This window comes from Bradyrhizobium aeschynomenes, from assembly GCF_013178945.1.
Classification (GTDB): domain Bacteria; phylum Pseudomonadota; class Alphaproteobacteria; order Rhizobiales; family Xanthobacteraceae; genus Bradyrhizobium; species Bradyrhizobium aeschynomenes.
In genome coordinates, this window is record NZ_JABFDM010000001.1 from 284,855 (window position 1) to 307,160 (window position 22,306).

The 22,306-nt window shown below is 64.1% G+C and carries 15 protein-coding genes; 4 read left to right on the plus strand and 11 right to left on the minus strand.

Features of this window, described 5'->3' with window-relative positions:
- Positions 1–2 precede the first annotated feature (2 nt).
- Genes zwf through HL666_RS01260 form a run of 3 tightly spaced genes read right to left on the minus strand, consistent with a single transcriptional unit; the run spans position 3 to position 5,425 of the window.
- Positions 3–1,520, minus strand: coding sequence for a glucose-6-phosphate dehydrogenase (zwf, locus tag HL666_RS01250; RefSeq protein WP_172179495.1), 1,518 nt, complete (start codon positions 1,518–1,520; stop codon positions 3–5).
- On the minus strand, positions 1,517–2,566 hold the full coding sequence (gene gnd, locus HL666_RS01255; protein WP_172179497.1) for a phosphogluconate dehydrogenase (NAD(+)-dependent, decarboxylating): 1,050 nt from the start codon (positions 2,564–2,566) through the stop codon (positions 1,517–1,519). Before gnd ends, zwf begins: the two co-directional genes overlap by 4 nt.
- Positions 2,567–2,578: 12 nt before the next feature.
- Positions 2,579–5,425: a bifunctional transaldolase/phosoglucose isomerase gene (locus HL666_RS01260; RefSeq protein WP_172179499.1), complete on the minus strand. Its 2,847-nt coding sequence runs from the start codon at positions 5,423–5,425 to the stop codon at positions 2,579–2,581.
- Between the two features lie 999 nt (positions 5,426–6,424).
- On the opposite strand from HL666_RS01260, the gene HL666_RS01265 reads away from it, so the two are divergent.
- The 3 genes from HL666_RS01265 to HL666_RS01275 all read left to right on the plus strand — a co-directional run bounded on the left by HL666_RS01265 (position 6,425) and on the right by HL666_RS01275 (position 11,405).
- Positions 6,425–8,368 (plus strand): PrkA family serine protein kinase, encoded by a 1,944-nt coding sequence (locus HL666_RS01265; RefSeq protein ID WP_172111194.1) that lies wholly within the window; start codon positions 6,425–6,427, stop codon positions 8,366–8,368.
- Positions 8,369–8,592: 224 nt separating this feature from the next.
- A complete protein-coding gene (locus HL666_RS01270) occupies positions 8,593–9,870 on the plus strand; it encodes a YeaH/YhbH family protein (RefSeq protein WP_172111193.1) in 1,278 nt (425 codons plus the stop codon).
- Positions 9,867–11,405 (plus strand): SpoVR family protein, encoded by a 1,539-nt coding sequence (locus HL666_RS01275; protein WP_172111191.1) that lies wholly within the window; start codon positions 9,867–9,869, stop codon positions 11,403–11,405. Before HL666_RS01270 ends, HL666_RS01275 begins: the two co-directional genes overlap by 4 nt.
- Before the next feature lie 25 nt (positions 11,406–11,430).
- Here HL666_RS01275 and HL666_RS01280 read toward each other — a convergent pair whose 3' ends face one another.
- On the minus strand, positions 11,431–11,841 hold the full coding sequence (locus HL666_RS01280; RefSeq protein ID WP_172179501.1) for a VOC family protein: 411 nt from the start codon (positions 11,839–11,841) through the stop codon (positions 11,431–11,433).
- 145 nt (positions 11,842–11,986) lie between these two features.
- Between HL666_RS01280 and HL666_RS01285 the strand changes: the two genes are divergently transcribed.
- Entirely contained in the window at positions 11,987–13,258 is a 1,272-nt protein-coding gene (locus HL666_RS01285) for a TMEM143 family protein (protein ID WP_172179503.1), read from the plus strand.
- Between the two features lie 280 nt (positions 13,259–13,538).
- On the opposite strand, the gene HL666_RS01290 is transcribed toward HL666_RS01285, so the two are convergent.
- From HL666_RS01290 to pqqD, 7 genes are all read right to left on the minus strand, one after another.
- Positions 13,539–14,594 (minus strand): 2-oxoacid:ferredoxin oxidoreductase subunit beta, encoded by a 1,056-nt coding sequence (locus HL666_RS01290; RefSeq protein ID WP_172179505.1) that lies wholly within the window; start codon positions 14,592–14,594, stop codon positions 13,539–13,541.
- A 124-nt stretch (positions 14,595–14,718) separates the two neighbouring features.
- Positions 14,719–16,569 (minus strand): 2-oxoacid:acceptor oxidoreductase subunit alpha, encoded by a 1,851-nt coding sequence (locus tag HL666_RS01295; RefSeq protein WP_172179507.1) that lies wholly within the window; start codon positions 16,567–16,569, stop codon positions 14,719–14,721.
- On the minus strand, positions 16,539–18,338 hold the full coding sequence (locus tag HL666_RS01300; protein ID WP_172179509.1) for an FAD-dependent oxidoreductase: 1,800 nt from the start codon (positions 18,336–18,338) through the stop codon (positions 16,539–16,541). Before HL666_RS01300 ends, HL666_RS01295 begins: the two co-directional genes overlap by 31 nt.
- 645 nt (positions 18,339–18,983) lie before the next feature.
- Positions 18,984–19,652: a DUF4286 family protein gene (locus HL666_RS01305; RefSeq protein ID WP_172131611.1), complete on the minus strand. Its 669-nt coding sequence runs from the start codon at positions 19,650–19,652 to the stop codon at positions 18,984–18,986.
- A 151-nt stretch (positions 19,653–19,803) separates the two neighbouring features.
- Complete coding sequence (pip, locus tag HL666_RS01310; protein WP_172179511.1) at positions 19,804–20,796, minus strand: prolyl aminopeptidase; 993 nt, start codon at positions 20,794–20,796, stop codon at positions 19,804–19,806.
- Positions 20,789–21,982: a pyrroloquinoline quinone biosynthesis protein PqqE gene (gene pqqE, locus HL666_RS01315; RefSeq protein ID WP_172179513.1), complete on the minus strand. Its 1,194-nt coding sequence runs from the start codon at positions 21,980–21,982 to the stop codon at positions 20,789–20,791. The genes pip and pqqE overlap by 8 nt, the downstream gene beginning before the upstream one ends.
- Positions 21,979–22,287 carry a pyrroloquinoline quinone biosynthesis peptide chaperone PqqD gene (pqqD, locus tag HL666_RS01320; RefSeq protein WP_008966525.1) on the minus strand — a complete coding sequence of 103 codons (309 nt, stop codon included), beginning with the start codon at positions 22,285–22,287 and terminating at the stop codon, positions 21,979–21,981. The genes pqqE and pqqD overlap by 4 nt, the downstream gene beginning before the upstream one ends.
- Between the last annotated feature and the right edge of the window lie 19 nt (positions 22,288–22,306).

Sequence of the window (22,306 nt, forward strand, 5' to 3'; positions counted from 1 at the left end):
GCTCAGGTCAGCCTTCGCCAGCTGCGACCGTCGCGCGCGAGCAGATCGGCGGCCGCCGCAGGGCCGTCGCTGCCGGCTTCATACGAATGCAGGCCGTCGCGGCCGGCCTTCTTCCAGGCCTCGATGAACGGCTCCACCGCCTTCCACCCGGCCTCCACGCTGTCGGCACGCTGGAACAGGATGTTGTCGCCGATCATGCAGTCATAGATCAGCGTCTCGTAGCCGGTGGCCGGCTCGGCCTGGAAATAATCTTTGTAGTTGAACTTCATCTGCACGCCGTCGGTGCGGATGGTCGGCCCTGGAATCTTGGTGTTGAACTGCAAGGTGATGCTCTGGGTCGGCTCGATGCCGATCACGAGATAGTTCTCCGCCAGCGTATCGATCGGCGTGCAGCTGAACATCGCGAACGGCGCCTGGCGGAACTTGATCGCGACCTCGGTGCGCTTGGCGCCGAGGGCCTTGCCGGTGCGGAGGTAGAACGGCACGCCGGCCCAGCGCCAGTTGTCGATGGTGAGCTTCAGCGCCGCATAGGTTTCGGTGGGGCTATCGGGCCGAACATCCTTGGTCTTGCGGTAGTCGGACAGCTCGGTGTCGCCGACCTGGCCCGCCTTGTATTGGCCGCGGACGGAATTCAGCAGCGCTTCCTGTTCGGTGAGCGGCTGGATGGCCGAGAGCACCTCTGCCTTCTCGGAGCGGACGGTATGCGCATCGAAACGCGCAGGCGGCTCCATCGCCACCAGCGACAGCAGCTGAAACAGATGGTTCGGCACCATGTCGCGCAGCGCGCCGGTCGCGTCATAGAAGCTGCCGCGCGTTCCCACCCCGAGTTTCTCCTCGACCGTGATCTGGACGTGGTCGATGTGATGCCTGTTCCAGATCGGCTCGAACATGCCGTTCGCGAAGCGCAGCACCAGGATGTTCTGCACCGTCTCTTTGCCGAGGTAGTGATCGATGCGGTAGATCTGGTGCTCGGTGACGAGCTCCAGCAACTGGTCGTTCAGCTTCTTGGCCGAAGCGAGATCGGTGCCGAACGGCTTTTCGACCACGAGCCGGCGCCACGCCTTGCCGTCCTCCTTCAGCAACCCGACACGTCCGAGCTGCTGGGCGATCGGCGCAAAGGCAGTCGGCGGCGTCGCCAGATAGAACAGCCGGTTGCCATGGGTCTCACGCGCAGCCTCGAGCTTTTCGAGCCGCGCCTTCAGCTGATCGAAGCTGTCCGGCTCCCTCGGATCGGCCTCGATCGCGGTGACGCAGTGCAGCAGGCGCTGGGCGATCTCGTCCTCGACCGGACGGGTCGCGTATTTGCGCAAGCCTTCCATCAGATTGTCGCGCAGCTGCTCGCTCGACATGCCCTTGCGGGCGATGCCGACGATGCAGAACCGATCCGGGAGCAGATGATTGGCGGCGAGATTGTAGAGCGACGGCAGGACGAGGCGGTGCGTGAGATCGCCGGTCACTCCGAAGATAACGAAGGCGCAGGCGTCAGGCTTCTGATGTTGCGGCTGGCGGGGATGTGTCACGCGCGGTCGGCCCCATTGTTATCCTTGGGCTTGACGATCTCGGGCGCGCTCTGGCGCGCGGGATCAGGATGCTGCTCCGGCTCCTTGTGGCCGCCGAAGCCCTCGCGCATGGCCGACAGGATCTTTTCCGCGAAAGTGTGCTCCTGGCGCGAGCGGAAGCGCGCGAACAAAGCGGCCGTCAGCACTTCCGCCGGCACGGCCTCGTCGATCGCGGCATTGATGGTCCAGCGGCCCTCGCCAGAATCCTCGACATAGCCGGAGTACTTCTCGAGTCCCGGCTGACGCGCCAGTGCGCTCGCGGTGAGGTCGAGCAGCCAGGACGGAATGACACTGCCCCGGCGCCAGACCTCGGCGATGTCGGCGAGATCGAAATCGAACCGGTGCGCTTCTGGCAGCACCTCGCTGTTGGCATTGCGCAGGATGTCGAAGCCTTCGGCATAGGCCTGCATCAGGCCATACTCGATGCCGTTGTGGATCATCTTGACGAAATGTCCCGCGCCGGTGGGGCCGGCGTGGATGTAGCCCTGCTCGACGCGGGGGTCGCGGCTATCACGACCCGGCGTGCGCGGAATATCGCCGATCCCCGGTGCGAGCGTTGCGAAGATCGGATCAAGCCGGTTCACGACGGCCTTGTCGCCCCCGATCATCATGCAGTAGCCGCGGTCGAGGCCCCAGACTCCGCCGGAGGTGCCGACATCGACATAGTGCAGCCCGCGCTCTCGGAGTGCCTTGCCGCGGCGGACGTCGTCCTGCCAAAAACTGTTGCCACCATCGATGATGACGTCATCAGCCGACATCAGCTTGGTCAGTTGTTCAACGGTGGCTTCCGTAATCTTGCCGGCCGGCAGCATGATCCAGGCGTGCCGCGGCGTGGCAAGCTTGCTGACGAACTCCTCCAAGCTCGCGGCGCCAGTCGCGCCTTCCGAGACAAGGGCCGCGACGGCCTTCGTGTCGCGATCATAGACGACGCAAGAATGTCCCGCGCGCATCAGGCGGCGCACGATGTTGCCGCCCATCCGCCCGAGACCGATCATTCCCAATTGCATGACGAGCCCTTCCTAGCTCAGCGCTTCGGTGAGCGCGCCGTCGAGCATCTTCAGGCCCGATTTCAGATTGCCCTTGAGATGAACCCGCAGCGCCCGCCGGCCGCGCTCGGTGAGCACGTCGAAATCGCCGCGCGCCTGCGCCGCCTTGATGACTCCGAAGCTGGCCTTCTGACCGGGTATCGTCAGATCCTGCGCCTCGTCGGCGGTGATCTGGAGAAACACACCGCTGTCCGGCCCGCCTTTGTAGGCTTGGCCGGTCGAATGCAGAAAGCGCGGGCCGAACTCGGCACAGGTCGCGAGGTGCTTGGTGTCTCGCAGCTTCACGCGCATCCGCTGCAGCGCCTCGGTGTTCGCGCCATTGTGCTCGATATAGCCGAGCAGCGCGATGTAGTCGCCGTCGCCCGCGCGGCCGAGATGCGCCTTCAGCCAGGATGCGAGGGTGCCGTCGGCGCCATGCTCGCGCAGGCTCTCGGCATTGTGCGCGTCGGTGTAGAGTTCGCAGCCCTTGATGGCGACGACGGGCTCTTCCGCGGGAAGCGCTCCGCTCTGCTCGAAGGCGGCCGTCAGCTCCCGGGTCTTGATCTTGGCCGATTCGACGTCAGGCTGGTCGAACGGGTTGATGCCCAGCACGGCGCCTGCCACGGCAGTGGCGATCTCGAAGCGGAAGAACTCCTGCCCGAGCTGGTCGATCGATCCCATCACGATGCGCACGACGGGATGACCGGCGTCCTCCAGGGCGGCGAGATTCGCCGCGTGATCGGGATCATCATCGCCTTCGACCTTGATGTCGACGAAGAAGCGGTCGTTGCCATAGACCTCGGGCGAGGCGATCGGCTCGCCGTCGATCGGGATCAGGCCCTTGCCTTCCTTGCCGGTGGACTCCGCAATCAGCTGTTCGGCCCAGGCGCCGAAATCGGCGACCTTGGGTGAGGCGAAGATGGTCACCTTGTCACGGCCATCGAGACCGGCGAGACCCATGGCGAGCCCGAGCTGCACGCCCGGATTCTGCAACGGCGGCACGTCGGGGCCGCAGGAGCGCACCATCGACAGCGCCTGCGTGACCAGCTTGCGCACATCGATGCCGGCGGTTGCGGCCGGCACCAAGCCGAAGGGCGACAGCACCGAGTAACGGCCGCCGATGCTCGGCTCGCCGTGGAAGATGCGCGCAAATCCTTGCGCCTTGGCCGCCTTCTCCAGCGACGAACCGGGATCGGTGACGGCAATGAAACGATGGCCGGCCTTCTTGGCCCCGATCGCCTCGCTCACGCGGGCGAAGAAATAGTCCTTCATCGCGTTCGGCTCGGTGGTGCCGCCCGATTTCGAGGAGACGATGAACACCGTGTTCGCAACGTCGATCTTCTTCTCCATCGCGCGTACCTGCGCCGGGTCGGTGGAGTCGAGCACATGCAGCCTGGGGAAGCCGGCCTTGCGCGGGAAGGTCTTGGCGAACACCTCCGGGCCGAGGCTGGAGCCGCCCATGCCGAGCACGACGGCGTCGGAGAATTTCTGTCCCTTCACGCGCCGGGCGTAGTCCTCATAGTCGGCGAGGTCGGCCTTCTCGGCGCTGGTCAGCCAGCCCAGCCATTTGTGCTCGTCGCGGCCGGTCCAGACCGAAGCATCCTTGTGCCAGAGGCGGCGGATCTTGGCGGCCTTGCGCCAATCCTCGGTCGCGGCCTGCACTTTCTTCTCGAGATCAGCAGCAACAACGATCGACTGCTGCCCAAGTCCGGCGCCCAAGACCACCGCGCGCTTGTGTGCCACCGCGCCATACAGCTTGTCGGCGGCATCGGCGAACTGCTTGACGCCGTCGACCACGAGGTCGGCGGTGATCTCGTCGAGCGAGATGCCGGTTTTCGCCAGCTCCTCGAGCGCCGCCTTCGCGGCGTCGACGTCCTCCTCCAGGCTGTCGCGCACCTCGCCGTGGTCGCGGAATGCGTCGAGCGTCGCTGGCGGCACGGTGTTGACGGTGTTGGGGCCGATCAACTCCTCGACATAGAGGACGTCCCTGTAATCCTTGTTCTTGGTGCCGGTGGAGGCCCACAGCAGGCGCTGCGGTTTGGCGCCCTTGGCCGCCAACCGTTCCCAGCGCTCGCCCGAGAACAGCCGCTTGTAGTCCTGATAGGCCATCTTGGCGTTGGCGATGGCGATCTTGCCCTTCAGCGCGGCCAGCCGCTCCTTCTCGGTTGGGTCGTTGGCCTGGGCGATCTTCTCGTCGAGCTGCTTGTCGACGACGCTGTCGATGCGGCTGACGAAGAACGAGGCGACGCTCGCGACATGCGAGGGATCGCCACCGTGGGCGACATGAGCCTCCAAGCCGGCGAGATAGGCTTCGGCAACCTGCCGATAGACGTCTTGCGAGAACAGCAGCGTGATGTTGACGCTGATGCCCCTGGAGATCAGGTGCTGGATGGCCGGAAGGCAGGCGTTCGTCGCCGGCACTTTGATCATCAGATTTTCGCGGTCGACCGCCTTCCAGAGCTGCTCGGCTTCGGCAATCGTTCCCTCGGCGTCCATCGCCAGATAGGGCGAGACTTCGAGGCTGACGAATCCGTCATTGCCGTTGCAACTGTCATAGACCGATCGGAGCACGTCGGCGGCGTTCTGGATGTCCTCGACCGCCACGGCTTCGAACAACTGCGTCGGTGAGCGGTCGCCGCCCTTCAACGCTTTGGCGATGGGCGTGTCATATTCGTCCGAACTGCCGATCGCCTTCTCGAAGATGGCGGGATTGGAGGTGACGCCCTTGACGCCGTCCTCCTCGATCAGCCGCTTCAGGTCACCCTTGGCGACGAAGCCGCGAGCGAGGAAGTCGAGCCAGACCGCCTGGCCATGTCGTTCGAGTTTCTTGACCGGATTCATGATGCCTATCTATGTGCTCTGGCTTGCTTTTTTAGGTTCCGGGCAGAACCGGCCCGGCCCCGGACGAAACTATGCGTCAGCCGTTTGGATAACGCCATTCATATTGGATTGATCCTCGTTGAATCCCAAGCGCTTCCTGCGGGCTTCCAAAGCCTTCCAAGGGCACCGGATTCCCATATGAGCGCACGCCAAGATCGCCCCGGCGGCGGCGCGGCGATGTCTTGGCTGAGACGGCTCCTGACTGGCCGCGCGATCGCGTCACGTGATCCGAACGGCTGGCGCCAGCGTCATTGGACAGGCCGTTGCCAAACGACGCTCATTCGTTCCATTTCGCTCAAATGAGAGATGATCGCACGATGGCTCCACTCGCCGATGCTCGCGCGAGCAGAACCCGTCAATATGCGCGCGAATATGTTGGGCCGATGAAGGTGCGCGTCCTTGCAGAGCGAAAAGCAGCGCACATCTGTTTCGGTGAGATGCCTTCATCCTTGCCGGATAGCAGCGATTGCGCACTTCGATCACAGCATGACCACGCTGCCGGCGCTACTTGCGAATTTCTCCGGTCGCATGTGACGCGCACACCACGTCACGCCAGGAACGAATCGTTCCGGCGCCGCGGTCTTCGCGGGGAAGAGCTTCGTTCATTTGTGGTTCACCTGCGTCGCCGACACTGCTTCGGGCGTGTCGCAGCTCCGCTTCACGTGGCTTCACAACGGCTTGTGCGGCGCAGGGAGACTACGGTGCCGGGGTATTGCGGATGTTGCGAAGCAGAGACAATGGGGTACAAATGAAGGGAGTCGGCCTGCTTTTGCCGAACTATTGAGCGAAGTGCATGTTGATAGGGCATATGCTGCATGCGCTTTGCGTTGCGAAAGAGGACCAAGAGGGTGCCCAATGGGGGCTAGCGCGCTTCACTCTAAATCGGTTCGAGATCAGTAGGAACGTACTTTGATCTCGGCCCGTTGCAGCAGTGCGGCGGAACCTACGTGGAGAGGGATCATGTACAACGATTCGTTGTTCAACGCGTTCGCGAGGTCGTTCGAGGCACGCAGCCAGACCGACATGTCGATGCAGGAATATCTTGAATCGTGTCGAACCGACCCGATGCGATACGCGAACGCCGCTGAGCGACTACTAGCTGCGATCGGTGAGCCTCAGATGATAGACACGGCCAAGGACCCACGCCTTGGCCGTATTTTTTTGAACCGGACGGTTCGCCTGTATCCTGCCTTTGCGGGCTTCTACGGCATGGAAGATACGATCGAGCGCATCGTCGGCTTCTTCCGCCACGCCGCGCAGGGGCTCGAAGAGCGCAAGCAGATCCTCTATCTGCTCGGACCCGTCGGCGGCGGCAAGTCGTCGCTCGCCGAGCGACTGAAGCAGTTGATGGAAACGCATCCGATCTACGTGCTCAAAGCCGGCGATGAGCTGAGCCCCGTATTCGAATCGCCGCTCAGCCTGTTCGATCCCGACACGCTCGGTCCGATGCTCGAGGAGAAATACGGCATTCCCCGCCGCCGTCTGTCCGGTCTGATGAGCCCGTGGTGCTACAAGCGGCTGGAAGCCTTCGGCGGCGACATCTCGCAATTCCGCGTCGCCAAGATCCAGCCGTCGCGGCTTCGCCAGATCGGCATCGCCAAGACCGAGCCGGGTGACGAGAACAACCAGGACATCTCCTCGCTGGTCGGCAAGGTCGACATCCGCAAGCTGGAGACCTACGCGCAGAACGATCCGGATGCGTATAGCTATTCGGGCGGTCTCAACCGCGCCAACCAGGGCATTCTCGAATTCGTCGAGATGTTCAAGGCGCCGATCAAGATGCTGCACCCGCTGCTGACGGCGACGCAGGAAGGCAACTATATCGGTACCGAGAACATCGGTGCGATTCCCTATAATGGCGTGATCCTCGCCCACTCCAACGAGGCGGAGTGGCAGAGCTTCAAGACCAACAAGAACAACGAAGCCTTCATCGACCGCATCTGCGTGATCAAGGTGCCGTACTGTCTGCGCGTCACCGAGGAGCGAAAGATCTACGAGAAGCTGATCCAGGGCTCCGAGCTCGCCACCGCCCCCTGTGCGCCGGCGACGCTGGAGACATTGGCCCGTTTCTCGGTCATGTCGCGGCTCCGCAAGCACGAAAACTCGACGCTCTATGCCAAGATGCGGATCTATGATGGTGAGAGCCTGAAGGAATCCGATCCGAAGGCCCGCAGCGTCCAGGAATATCGCGATGCCGCCGGCGTCGACGAGGGCATGGACGGCATCTCGACCCGCTTTGCGTTCAAGGTGCTGGCCGCGACCTACAACCACGACACGTCGGAAGTCTCCGCCGACGCGGTTCACCTGATGTACGTGCTGGAGCAGTCGATCAAGCGCGAGCAGCTGCCGGAGGAGGTCGAGAAGCGCTATCTCGAATTCATCAAGGCCGACCTCGCGCCGCGCTATGCCGAGTTCATCGGGCACGAGATCCAGAAGGCCTATCTGGAATCCTACTCCGATTATGGCCAGAACCTGTTCGACCGCTACGTCGACTACGCCGACGCCTGGATCGAGGATCAGGACTTCAAGGATCCCGATACGGGACAGCTGCTCAATCGCGAGCTGTTGAACCAGGAGCTGACCAAGATCGAGAAGCCGGCAGGGATCGCCAACCCGAAGGACTTCCGCAACGAGGTTGTCAAGTTCTCGCTGCGGTCCCGGGCCCAGAACGGCGGAAAAAATCCGTCATGGACCTCCTACGAAAAGATCCGCGAGGTCATCGAAAAGAGGATATTCTCCCAGGTCGAGGATCTGCTTCCGGTCATCTCGTTCGGCAGCAAGAAGGACGGCGAGACCGAGAAGAAGCACGACGACTTCGTCGCGCGCATGGTCGAGCGCGGCTACACCGAGCGGCAGGTCCGCCGGCTGGTCGAGTGGTACATGCGCGTGAAGCAGGCGGGTTGATCGTGGTGCGGCGCCGGTGTTCACTGCATGAGCTGTAGGCCATCGGAGGAGCGTCGGCGCCTGGACTGCGGTCGATGCGGAACGGTCGACGCTGAGCTGCAAGGCGAAGCGTCGAGCAGGCGGATGATGCTGATGCGGTGCCGGATCCGACACCGTATTGCGCATCGCGGCGGGGGAGAGCAGGAGCAGAAGCCGCTGCAGCAGGAGGCGTATGGAACGTGGTCATGCACATTATTGATCGGCGCCTGAATCCGGGCGGCAAAAGTCTGGAAAACCGCCAACGATTTTTGCGCCGCGCCAAGGCCCTGGTTCAGGGAGCGGTCAAGAAGACCTCGCAGGACCGCGACATCAAGGACGTGCTGGAGGGCGGCGAGGTCTCGATCCCGCTCGACGGCATGGACGAGCCGCGCCTTCGCCGCGAGGGCGGCACCCGCGACATGGTGTTGCCGGGCAACAAGAAGTTCGTCGAGGGCGACATCCTGCCGCGTTCCGGCGACGGCAGCGGCCGCAAGTCGGGGCCGGGGCAGGGCGACAGCGAGGATGCGTTCCGCTTCGTGCTCAGCAAGGAGGAATTCGTCAACCTGTTCCTCGACGATCTTGAGCTGCCCGATCTCGCCAAGCGCAAGTTTGCCGAGGCCGAGAGCGAAGGGCTGGTGCGCGCGGGCTATTCGACATCGGGTTCACCGGCCAACATTTCGGTCAGCCGCACGGTGACCCGCGCGCTCGCCCGCCGCGTCGCGCTGCGCCGGCCGCGGCCCGAGGCGATTGCCGAGCTCGAAGCCCAGATGGAGCAGGAGACCGACGAGGAGAAGAAGGCCGCGCTCGCGGCCGAGCTCGAAGCGTTGAAGGCGAAGGCCAAGCGCATTCCCTTCATCGATCCGATCGACATTCGCTATCGCCGCTTCGAGGCGGTGCCGAAGCCGATTGCGCAGGCGGTGATGTTCTGCCTGATGGACGTCTCCGGCTCGATGTCCGAGCACATGAAGGACCTCGCCAAGCGGTTCTACATGCTGCTCTACGTCTTCCTGACGCGGCGCTACCGCCATGTCGAGATCGTGTTCATCCGTCACACCGACCGCGCCGAGGAGGTCGATGAGCAGACCTTCTTCTACGGCCCGGCGTCCGGAGGCACCTTGGTGTCGAGCGCCCTGCAATGCATGCACGACATCGTCCGCTCGCGCTTCCGCCCGTCGGACTGGAACATCTATGCGGCGCAGGCCTCGGACGGCGACAACGCAACCTCGGATTCGGAGAACGTCGCGCGGCTGCTGACCGACAACATCCTGCCGGTGTCGCAATTCTTCGCCTATCTCGAGGTCGGCGAATCCGGCACCTATTCGTTCGAGATGCCCGATTCGGCGCTGTGGTCGCTCTATGAACGGCTGCGCGCCAATGGCGAGCCGCTGTCGATGCGCAAGGTGCGCGACCGCAGCGAGATCTTCCCGGTCTTTCACGATCTGTTTCAGCGTCGCGGCACGACGCAGGAGAGGGCCGCGTCATGAGTGGGCTTCTGTTCGAAGGCGCAGACTGGAACTTCCTCACCTTGCAGCGCATCCACGATGCCTGCGAGACCGTGGCGCACAAGGAGCTCGGGCTCGACACCTATCCCAACCAGATCGAGGTGATCACCGCCGAGCAGATGCTCGACGCGTATTCCTCGGTCGGCATGCCCCTGTTCTACAAGCACTGGTCGTTCGGCAAGCACTTCGCGTATCACGAGGCCTCGTATCGCAAGGGCCTGATGGGCCTCGCCTATGAGATCGTGATCAACTCCTCGCCGTGCATCTCCTACCTGATGGAGGAGAACACGGCGACGATGCAGACGCTGGTGATCGCGCACGCGGCGTTTGGCCACAACCACTTCTTCAAGAACAACTACCTGTTCAAGCAGTGGACCGATGCCGACGGCATCCTGGACTATCTCGACTTTGCCCGCGGCTACATCGCGCAATGCGAGGATCGGTTCGGCCGGCTCGCGGTCGAGCACACGCTCGATGCCGCGCATGCGCTGATGTCGCACGGCGTCGACCGCTATCCCGGCAAGAAGAAGCTCGACTTCCGCGAGGAGGAGAAGCGCGCCGGCAAGCGAAGGCTCTACGAAGAGGAGCAGTTCAACGATCTCTGGCGCACGGTGCCGACAGGGCCGGCCAAGACCAGCGCGGTGCTGAATGTCGAGCGCCGCCGCGCGCTGCTGGGCCTGCCGCAGGAGAATCTGCTCTATTTCCTGGAGAAATCAGCGCCGCGACTGGCGCCCTGGCAGCGCGAATTGCTGCGCATCGTCCGCCACATCGCGCAGTATTTCTATCCGCAGGGCCAGACAAAGGTGATGAACGAGGGCACGGCGACCTACGTGCACTATCGCATCATGAGTCGCCTGCACCAGGAGGGTCGTCTCACCGACGGCAATTTCCTGGAATTCCTGCAGTCGCACACCAACGTCGTGTTCCAGCCGGAGTTCGACGATCCGCGCTTCTCCGGCTTCAATCCTTACGCGCTCGGCTTTGCGATCATGCAGGACATCGAGCGCATCGTGAAGGATCCGACCGAGGAGGATCGCGAGTGGTTTCCGGACATCGCCGGCACCGGCGACGAGATGGCGGTGCTGCGTGACGTCTGGGCCAATTATCGCGACGAAAGCTTCATCAGCCAGTTCCTGAGCCCGGCTCTGATCCGGCAGTTGCGCCTGTTCCATCTGCATGACGATCCGGCCGAGCGCGCTGGCATCCTGGTCGATGCCATCCATGACGAGCGCGGCTATCGCCGCATCCGCCGCGAACTGTCGAAGCAATATGACGTGGGCTACATCGATCCCAACATCGAGGTGGTCGACGTCGACCTCGCGGGCGACCGTCGTCTGATGCTGCGGCATACGGTGGTGAAGGGCGCGCAGCTCAGCGAGACCGACACCAAGCGCGTGCTGCAGCATCTCGCCGATCTCTGGAGCTACGACGTGTCGCTGGTCGAGGTCGACGCCGCCACCGACAAGGTGCTGAAGGAGTACGTGCTCAATCCCCGGATACAACCGGCGGCCGCGTAGCGCGGCCGCCATGCCCTGAGCGACGTCAGATTTCCGCGAAGATCTCCAGCAGATTGCCGTCGGGATCCCTGAAGAACAGCGTCCGATGGCCGAAGGGCTGGTCCCTCGGCGGCTCCATGAGCGCGACGCCCTTCGCGGTCAGCTCGGCTGCGCAGCGGTCGACGTCGTCGCGTCCGACCTTGAAGGCGAGCTGAAGCGCCGCGCTTCCCGGCGGGGTCGGCTGGTCCGATCTCAGCCGCTGCGGCCGAGCGAGCGCGAGCGTGTTGGAGCCGACCTGGAATTCGATCCACCCCTGCGACAATTCCCGGAGCAGCGGGAAGCCCAGGACCTCCTCGTAGAACGGCCGCATGACGTCCCAGTCGCGGGCGAGGATCACCGTGTAATCAATGGCGCGAATGGCGCGAAATGCTGACACCGTCTCTACATCATCGGTCATGATCTTTCCTTCCCGGTCGGCCTCCGCGAGCTTTTCCATCCCGCGTCGAGTGGCGCAAGGCTGACGAGCCCGCTATGGTGCCCGCCGTTGGCCGAGTGGTTACAGCCGGCCGTTGCGGACGATGATCAAGGCTCGGGCATAAGGCGTGGTTGGAGCAAAGGAGACGGCGGCAACGGATCGGCGGGACCGGTTCATTCCGATACGCAAGTCCGACGTCCTGGATGCCGTCATTGCGCATGGCGGCCTGGATGATGCCCAGGCGGCCGAGCTGCGCCGGTTGGCGCACATGCTCGGCGCCATCCTGCACCACGAATATTTCGACGAGCTCGATCGGCTGCGCGACGTCTATTTCGACTTCGATCCCGAGGTCCCCGCCGGCCGCCATCGCTCCGCCCAGGAGCTCGACACCGCCTATTGCAACCTCACCGACGAATTCGTCCGGGTGCTGGGCGAAGCCAATTTCATCGAGATCAGCCACGATGAGATCGAGCGCGCCTTCGCCGAGCACGCGCTTGTCAGGGTCAAGCTGAGGGCGCCGGTCTCCGACTTTCGCGCCGTCCGCATGTTCCGGCGGGGCACGCATCAAGAGACCATCGAGGTGCCCATGCTCTATGGCCTGCGGCGGCGCAAGCAGGACATCGAGGTCTATGACGACATCATCCTGATGGTCGCGACCAGGCCCGACGAGCCCACCAAGAAGAAGCGCAAGACCGCCGCCTGGCGCGGCCGCAACAAGATCCGCGGCGGGGCGGTGCTGTTCAAATATTTCCGCCACATCGCGCGCTTCGATCTCGAAGCGCTGCTGCCGAACGTCCGCGTCGTCATGGGCCTGCGCGAGCAGCTCACGCTCGGGGTGCCGGCGCTGGTCGGCGGCGTGCCGATCCTGCTCAAGCTGGCATCGACGCTTACGGTGCTGTTCATCGTCGCCGGCTTCTATCTCGGCCTCAGCGGCACCGTGCACGACAACGACACCGAGCAGGCGCTGGCGGCGCTGTCCGGCCTGTTCGCGCTCGGCGCCTTCATCCTGCGGCAATGGGGCAACTTCCATCGCCAGTCGCTGATTCATCAGAAGCAGGTCACGGACAACATCTACTTCCGCAACGTCAACAATAATTCCGGCATCTTCAACTATTTGATCGGCGAGGCCGAGGACCAGGACTGGAAGGAGGCGGTGCTGGCCTATGGTGGCCTGCTGCTGGCGGCGGTGCCGCTGAGCCGGGCGGCACTGGGGAGCCATGTCGAGGAATTATTGCAGCAGATGTTCGGACTGGGGCGGGCGTTCAATATCGATGAGGCGTTGATCAGGCTGCGCGAGTTCGGACTTGTCAGCGGTGATGACGAGTCGCTGTCGGCGCTGCCGCTGCCGGAAGCGATCGCGCAGCTCGACCGCGTGTGGGCGAATGCGCTGCGGGCGTAGTCTCGCTCATTATGCGCAGCCTGCTGGTGAAGAACTTCGGCGGCTTGCTTCTCTTGCCCCAGCAAATGCTCTTCACCCTCACCCTGAGGAGCCCGCCGCAGGCGGGCGTCTCGAAGGGCAAGGCCACAGCTCGGGCCTCGCGGTTCGAGACGCGTCGCAAGGGCGACGCTCCTCACCGTGAGGGGGCGCACCGAGGACGGCGCTGCACTTGCCCCCCGAGGATTGGGTTCACGCGGGGTGAGCAGCCAAGCGTGATGTGTCCAAGCAGGGCTTTCCTCTGCTAACGCAGGCTCGCATTGATCTTGTCGAGCACGCTCTGCCCCGGGCACAGATCCGCCGCCTCCAGCCGGTTCAACGGCCGCTCCACCGTGTTGAGGTGGCTGTGCAGGTCGTCCGCTTCGGGATCGACATACAACAATCCTGTCACGATCTGGCCCTGCGCCGCATGCTTCTGCAGGAAGGTCATGGCGCCCAGGCGGTCGTGCGGATCGTAGTCGGCGTCGAGCTTGCGCAGCGCCAGCCGCGAGCCGTCGTGCTGCTCGACGATCTGCACCGTGCCGGGATCCTGGTCGATCTCGATCGGGTCGCGCCCGGTCAGCACGTCGAGCCGGTTCACGGCGTCATTGTGCTCGCGGACATAGTCGAAACTCTTGGTCGAGCCCGCGTGATTGTTGAAGGCGATGCACGGGCTGATCACGTCGATGAAGGCGGCGCCCTTGTGCCGGATCGCGCCTTCGATGATCGGCACCAGCTGCTTCTTGTCGCCGGAGAACGAGCGCGCCACATAGGTGGCCCCGAGCTGCAGCGCGATGCCGACGAGGTCGATCGGGTTGTCCGTGTTGGTGACGCCCTTCTTCGACTTCGAGCCGCGGTCGGCGGTCGCTGAGAACTGGCCCTTGGTCAGGCCGTAGACGCCGTTGTTCTCGACGATATAGGTCATGTTCACGCCGCGCCGGATCGCATGCGCGAACTGGCCGAAGCCGATCGAGGCGGAATCGCCGTCACCGGACACGCCGAGATAGATCAGTTCGCGGTTGGCGAGGTTGGCGCCGGTCAGCACCGAGGGCATGCGGCCATGCACGGTGTTGAAGCCGTGCGAATTGCCGAGGAAATAATCCGGCGTCTTCGACGAGCAGCCGATGCCCGAGATCTTTGCCACCCGATGCGGCTCGATCGACAGCTCGAAGCAGGCCTCGATGATCGACGCCGTGATCGAGTCGTGGCCGCAGCCGGCACACAAGGTCGAGATCTTGCCTTCGTAGTCGCGATGGCTATAGCCGAGCTCGTTCTTCTTGATGCCCGGATGCTGGAATGTCGGCTTTGCGATGTAGGTCATGAGAGCACCGTGTCGCTCACGGCCGTCATGGCCGGGCTTGTGCCGGCCATCCACGTCGAGCCGGGAAGGAGATGGATGCCCGGGTCAAGCCCGGGCATGACGCGAGGAGAATGCGGGTAAACCATCACGACACCGCCTTGCGCAGCGGGGTGACCTTGATCTGGTCCTGATGGGTGCCGATCGCATCCGCGATGAAGCGCGCGGTGATCGGGGTGCCGTCATAGTGCAGGATCGGCACCAGACGGACCGGATCGATGCCGTTCTCGGTGACGATCAGCTGACGCAACTGCGCATCGCGATTCTGCTCGACCACGTAGACGAAGTCGTGCTCGGCAATGAAGCTCGCCACGCTCGAATGGAACGGGAACGCGCGGATGCGCAGCCGATCGAGCTGGTGGCCGCGCGCCTCCAGGAGTTCGATGGCCTCGTCCATCGCCGGCGCGGTCGAGCCGAAATAGATCACGCCATACTTGGACGGCTTGGCCGCATTGGCCTGCAAGGGCCGCGGCACCATGTCCTGTGCCGTCTGGAACTTGCGCAGCAGGCGCTGCACGTTGTCGGCATAGACGGCGCCTTCCTCCGAATAGCGTGCGTAGCGGTCGCGCGAAGTGCCGCGGGTGAAATAGGAGCCCTTGGTCGGATGCGTGCCTGGAAGGGTGCGGAACGGGATGCCGTCGCCGTCGACGTCGAGGTAGCGGCCGAAATCGCGGCCTTCCTCGAGCATCTCGGCGGTCATCACCTTGCCGCGGTCATACTGCTTGGCGTCGTCCCATTTCAGCGGCCGGCACAGCCGCTGGTTCATGCCGATGTCGAGATCGAGCATCAGGAAAACGGTGGTCTGCAGCCGCTCGGCCAGATCGAACGATGCAGCCGCGAATTCGAACGCTTCCGCGGGATCCTCGGGGAACAACATCACATGCTTGGTATCACCGTGCGAGGCATAGCCGCAGGCGATCAGGTCGCATTGCTGTGTCCGCGTCGGCATGCCCGTCGAGGGGCCGGCGCGCTGCACGTTCATGATCACGGCCGGGATCTCGGCGAAGTAGGACAGGCCGATGAACTCGGTCATCAGCGAGACGCCCGGGCCCGATGTCGTGGTGAAGGCGCGAGCGCCGTTCCAGGAGGCGCCGACCACCATGCCGATCGAGGCGAGTTCGTCCTCGGCCTGCACGATGGCGTATTTGGCCTGGCCCGTCTCCGGATCATGCCGCAGCTTCTTGCAGTGATTGGTGAACGCCTCGGCCACCGACGATGACGGCGTGATCGGATACCATGCGCAGACGGTGGCGCCGCCATAGACGGCGCCGAGCGCGGCGGCATTGTTGCCCTCGATGAAGATGCGGTCGCCGACCTTGTCCGCCTTGCGGATGCGCAGGCCGATCGGGCATTTCAGGTTCTGCAGCGCCCAGTCGCGGCCGAGATGCAGCGCATGGACGTTGGAGGAGAGCAGCTTCTCCTTGCCCTTGTACTGCTCGCCGATCAATTGCTCGATCAGCTTCGGGTCCATCTCAAGCAGGGCGGAGAGCGCGCCGAGATAGATGATGTTCTTGAACAGCTGGCGCTGGCGCGGGTCCGAATAGGTCGAGTTGGTGATCGCGGTCAGCGGCACGCCGATCACGGTGACGTCGTCGCGGAACTTGGTCGACGGCATCGGCTTGGTCGAATCGTAGAACAGGTAGCCGCCCGGCACGATGCCGGCGACATCCTTGTCCCAGGTCTGCGGGTTCATCGCCACCATCAGATCGGTGCCGCCGCCGCGCGCGCCGAGATGGCCCGCTTCGGTGACGCGCACCTCGTACCAGGTCGGCAGGCCCTGGATGTTGGAGGGGAAGATGTTGCGGGGGCTGACCGGCACGCCGTGGCGGAGCACGGCGCGCGCGAACAGCTCGTTGGCGCTGGCCGAACCGGAGCCGTTGACGTTGGCGAAGCGGACGACGAAGTCGTTTACGCTGCTGAGCGGCGCTTGCTGGGACATGCGTTACCTGCGTGAGTCGTCTCGATGAAATATTTCTGCATGTCCCACGCACCGGTGGGGCAGCGTTCGGCGCACAGGCCGCAATGGAGGCAGACGTCCTCATCCTTCACCATCACGCGCCCGGTCTTCAGATCCGATGACACGTAGAGATCCTGGTCGGGATGCAGCGACGGCGCCCGCAGCCGCGCGCGCAGATCGGCCTCCTCGCCATTCTCGGTGAAGGTGATGCAGTCCATCGGACAGATGTCGGCGCAGGCGTCGCATTCGATGCACAGCGTGTTGGAGAACACCGTCTGCACGTCGCAGTTCAGGCAGCGATGCGCCTCACCGAGCGCGAGCTTGACGTCGTAGCCGAGCTCGACCTCCGCGCGGATGTCCTTCAGCGCAACGACCTTGTCGCGGTGCGGCACCTTGAAGCGCTTTTCCGGCGAAACGTCGTTGTCATAGCTCCATTCATGGATGCCCATCTTTTGCGACGAGACATGCACCTCGGGCAGCGGCCGCTCGGTGATGTCCTCGCCCGAGAGCAGGCGGTGGATCGACAGCGCCGCCTCATGGCCCTGCGCGACCGCCCAGATGATGTTCTTCGGGCCGAACGCGGCATCGCCACCGAAGAACACTTTTGGATTGGTCGAGACGAAGGTGGTCGGATCGACCTTGGGCATGTGCCATTTGTCGAACTCGATGCCGCAATCGGCTTCGATCCAGGGGAAGGCATTCTCCTGGCCGACGGCGACCAGCACGTCGTCGCATTCGAACGTCTGATCCGGTTCGCCCGACGGCACCAGCGAGCGGCGGCCCTTGTCGTCATACTCGGCCTTCACTTTCTGGAAGGTGACGCCGGTCAGCTTGCCATTGTCTTGCGTGAAGGCCACCGGCACGAGGTAGTTGAGGATCGGAATGTCCTCGTGCAGGGCGTCTTCCTTCTCCCAGGGTGACGCCTTCATCTCCTCGAAGCCGGAGCGCACGATGACCTTGACGTCCTCGCCGCCGAGCCGGCGCGCGGTGCGGCAGCAGTCCATCGCGGTGTTGCCGCCGCCGAGCACGATCACGCGCTTGCCGATCTTGTCGATGTGGCCGAACGACACGCTGGACAGCCAGTCGATGCCGAGATGAATGTTGGCGGCGGCTTCCTTGCGGCCGGGAATGTTCAGCTCGCGGCCCCGTGGCGCGCCGGAGCCGATGAAGATGGCGTCGTAATTCTCGGCGAGGAGCGCCTTCAGGCTGTCGATGCGATGGCCGGCCTTGTAGTCTACCCCGAGGCTGAGCACATAGCCCGTCTCCTCGTCGATCACGCTATCCGGCAGGCGGAACTTTGGAATCTGCGAGCGCATCATGCCGCCGGGCTTGGGATCGGCGTCGAACACGGTACAGTGATAGCCGAGCGGCGCGAGGTCGCGCGCGACGGTCAGCGACGCCGGTCCGCCGCCGACCAGCGCGATGCGCCGGCCGTTCTTCGGGGCAGGGCGCGGCATGCGCTCCTGCACGTCGTCCTTGAAGTCGGCGGCGACGCGTTTCAGCCGGCAGATCGCAACCGGGCTCTCCTCGACGCGTCCGCGTCGGCAGGCGGGCTCGCAGGGGCGATCGCAGGTGCGTCCGAGGATGCCGGGGAAGACGTTCGACTTCCAATTGATCATGTAGGCGTCGCTGTAGCGACCCTCGGCGATCAGGCGGATGTATTCGGGGACCGGCGTGTGTGCGGGACAAGCCCATTGGCAATCGACCACTTTGTGAAAGTAGTCGGGCGCCGAGATATCAGTCGCTCTCATTCCTACCCTGTCCGCGCGGCGAACCACGAGCGCACGGCCTTCCTGACGTGAGGACGACTGATGATCAGGATCAGCAGAGGATCGGTTGAGGTCCGGAGCAGGCCCTGATCGTCGCCCTTCTGTTTTTTGAATGGCTCAATTGAATAGTCTTATCAGACTAGAGCCATTCCAAGGCGCACACAAAGGCAAATTTGCAGGGCTGGTGGTCATGAACAGTGGTGCAATGCCGCATTGCAGGCGCGATGCGGCCACGTGTTGCGATGCGGGATGTGCGACCGTCATTTGTTTGCCGCGTGAATGTATCGCGAAATGTTGCGATGAGACGAGGTCGCCCTCAAACCCCCCGTGTTCCCGGACAAGCTTTCGCCGGCTCCACTGCTGTCATGATCCGCGAAGGCGGAGCATCCAGTACTCCGTGGCAGATGTAATCGAACCGAGGTGTCACGGCGTACTGGATCGTCCGCTTTCGCGGACGATGACAGCCGGGTCGATATGACCAATGTGCCAAGGACTCCGGAAGCACTCGTCAAACTGCTCGTCATGCCCAGGCTTGACCCGGGCATCCACGTCCCTCCCAGTTTGCCGAACGACGTGGATGGCCGGGACAAGCCCGGCCATGACGCGTGGAGAGAGAGCGGGACTGACTTAGTTGGTAGCGATATCAGCGCGGCTCAGGTCCCACATCAGGCGATAAATGCCGGCTGAAATCTGCGTCGCCAATGGCCCATCGATCGCCGCAAAGCGCGTCGTCATCAGCGTCGCGATGGCGTGGCTGTCGGTGCCGTCGATCAGGATGAACCAGTCGGCATCGCGCGAGGTTGCTGGGACGCCAGCCGCGGGACCCGAGAGATCAGCATCGCCTTCGAGCAGGTGCATCGAGATCACGCCCTTCAGTTCGCGCGGATCGAGCTCGATCTGCAGCGCATCTCGCAGCGCGTCGTCCTGTCCCGGTTTGGGTCGCAGCCGGATGAGGCCGAGCACCGCGCCGCGGCCGGCTCCTTTCGAGATCGTAATCCGCGCGACGCTGCGGATCATGTTCTTGAACCGCGCCATGACGGCCTTGGACCATTCCGTCGGCGCCTCGAGCCGCGCGCGATAGGGCGCGCTGTCGAGCACATCGATGGTTTCTGCCGAGTACAGGCAGAGATATTTCGGGCTACCCTGCTCGGCGACATAGCGTCGCGCCTCGATGAAGCCGGGGATCGCGACGCGCTCCTCGAGATGCTCGCTGTCATACCAGCGGTTGAAGTCGGCCTCGTGAGCGGCGTCGATGTTCATCGACGTCAACAGCATGCCTTTGCCGGCGATGGGCATCTCGAGGCTCCCTGAGCGTGTGGCTGATCCTCATCCTGAGGAGGCCGCCAAAGGCGGCCGTCTCGAAGCATGAGGCCCGAAGTGTCGCGGGCTTCATGCTTCGAGACGGCGCTGACGCGCCACCTCAGCATGAGGGGAATGAGTGATGTGTTTAAGGCGCAGTCGCGCGCGTCGCCAGATCGCAGATGGCTTTCATGACCGCATCGCGGATGCCGGGGTCATAAAGATTGTGACCTGCGGCTTCGACGACACGGATTTCGGCGTCGCGCCAGGCCTCGGCGAGCCGCGCGGAGGTTGAGGGCGGGCAGAGCAGGTCGTAACGCCCCTGCACGATGATGCCGGGAATGCCGGCGAGTTTGGTCGCATCGCGAAGCAACTGGTCGGGCGCCATGAAGCTGTCCTGAGAAAAATAGTGCGCCTCCATGAACGGCGTCGCCGGCAGCGCGCTGCCGGAGCGGATGGCGAGCCGATCGAGATGGGCGCGCGCCGGCTTGACCTCGGACAGCGCCCGCTCGGTGTCGTGCCAGGCGCGCGCGGCCGGGCCGTGGATGGCCGGATCAGGATCGAGGATGCGGCGGAAATAGGCCTCGCAGGGATTGGCGCGTTCGGTCTCCGGCAGCATCTCCAGGAAGTCGCGGTGGAGCGTGGGATGGAAGCGAGCCAAGGTCTCGCCGAACGCCATCTCCACCTCGGCGCGGGTGCCGAGAAAGGTCGCGCGCAGCACCAGCCCCGTTACGCGGTCCGGATGTGCCTGCGCATAGGCCAGCGCCAATGTCGCGCCCCACGAGCCGCCCGCGACGATCCACTTTTCGAAGCCGAACTTGGCGCGGATCGCCTCCATGTCGCCGATCAGATCGGGCAGGGTGTTGTTGTCGCGGCTGCGCGCGGGGCGCGAGCGGCCGGCGCCGCGCTGGTCGAACAGCACGGCATGGAAGCGCTCGGGGTCGAACAGGCGACGGTGATCCGGTTGGCAGCCGGAACCGGGGCCGCCGTGCAGATACACTGCGGGAATGCCACCGGCGCGGCCGCTGCTCTCGACATAGATCTGGTGCCCGCCGGAGACGTCAAGCCATTCCGAGGTCAGCGGCGCGAACGGATCGCTGCTGCGGCGCGCGGAAGCGCGGCCGGCTTCGGCGTCAGGCATCGTTGCTCTCGGGCGTGCCGCCGGCGAAGTTGCGATACAGGAAGCGGTCCTGGCCGGAGGCCGCATCGCGCTCGGCCTGCTTGAAGATGCTCTCGTGCAGCGGCGACAGGGTGCAGGCCGGGTCGGTATTGCCGGCGTCGCCGGTCAGCGCAAACGCCTGGCAGCGGCAGCCGCCGAAATCGATCTCGCGGAACTCGCAGCTCTTGCACGGCTCCTTCATCCAGCCGGTGCCGCGATAGCGGTTGAAGGCTTCCGAGTTCTGCCAGATCCAGGCGATCGAATTGTTCGACCGCACCGACATGAAGTCGAGCCCGGCGATGCTCTCGGCCGCATGACACGGCAGCACCTTGCCCGACGGTGAGATGTTGAAGAACTGTCGGCCCCAGCCGCCCATGCACTTCTTCGGCCGCAGCGCGTAGTAGTCCGGCACGACGTAGTCGATCGTCAGCGTGCCCTTCAGCCGCTCGCGCGCCTCTTCGACCAGACGATCGGTCTGTTCCAGCTGTTCGTAGGTCGGCATCAGGCTGGCGCGGTTCTTCAAGGCCCAGCCGTAGTACTGAACGTTGGCGACCTCGAGCCGGTCGGCGTCGAGATCGACCGCCATCTGGATGATGTCGGGCAACTGATGCAGGTTCTGCCGGTGCATCACGGCGTTGACCGTCAGCGGCAGATCGAGCTCCCTGGTCCAGCGCGCCACTTCGAGCTTCTTGGCGTGACCGCCCTTGTAGCCGCCGACGCGGTCGGCGACTCCCGGCTCGTTGCCCTGGAAGCTGATCTGCACGTGGCACAGCCCGGCGTCGGCCAGCTCCTTCAGCCGCTCGCGCGTCAGCAGCACCGCCGAAGTGATGAGGTTGGTGTAGAGCCCGACATCATTGGCGTGCTGCACCAGCTCGACGATGTCCTTGCGCGCGGTCGGTTCGCCGCCGGAGAAATGCACCTGCAGCACGCCGATCTCGGCGAGTTCGGACAGCACCTTCTTCCATTCGGCTGTCGTCAGCTCCTGTCCAGCGCGATCGAGCTCCAGCGGGTTGGAGCAATAGGGGCATTGCAGCGGGCAGCGATGCGTGAGTTCGAGCAGCACCGCGAGCGGAATGCCGTAGGTCTCGGCGACCGAGCCGCGGCGCTCCAGCACGGCGATGCCATCATTGCTGTCGATCTGCGGTGATGTGTCGGTCAGTTCGGTCATGATGTGGTCTCCCGAACCTCGGTGAGAAAGCCCTTGTCGGCGAGATCCTGCAGCATCGCCACGACGTCGGTCGCGATGACGTCGCGCGGCGCCGCGTATTTCGCCGCGAGCTCGTCGATGATGCCGGCGACGCTGCGCGCGCCGTCGCACAGCTTCAGCACCTCGACCGCGATCTCATCCGGCGCCAGCACCCGCTCCGGCGCCAGGATCACCCAGACCTGCCGCGTCTCGTCATACTTCAGCTTGGTATGCCGCGGCAGCACCACGCGGCTGGTTTCGGTGACCTGGATGTGACGCGGAGCCATGGCGGGGTCTCTAAATAGC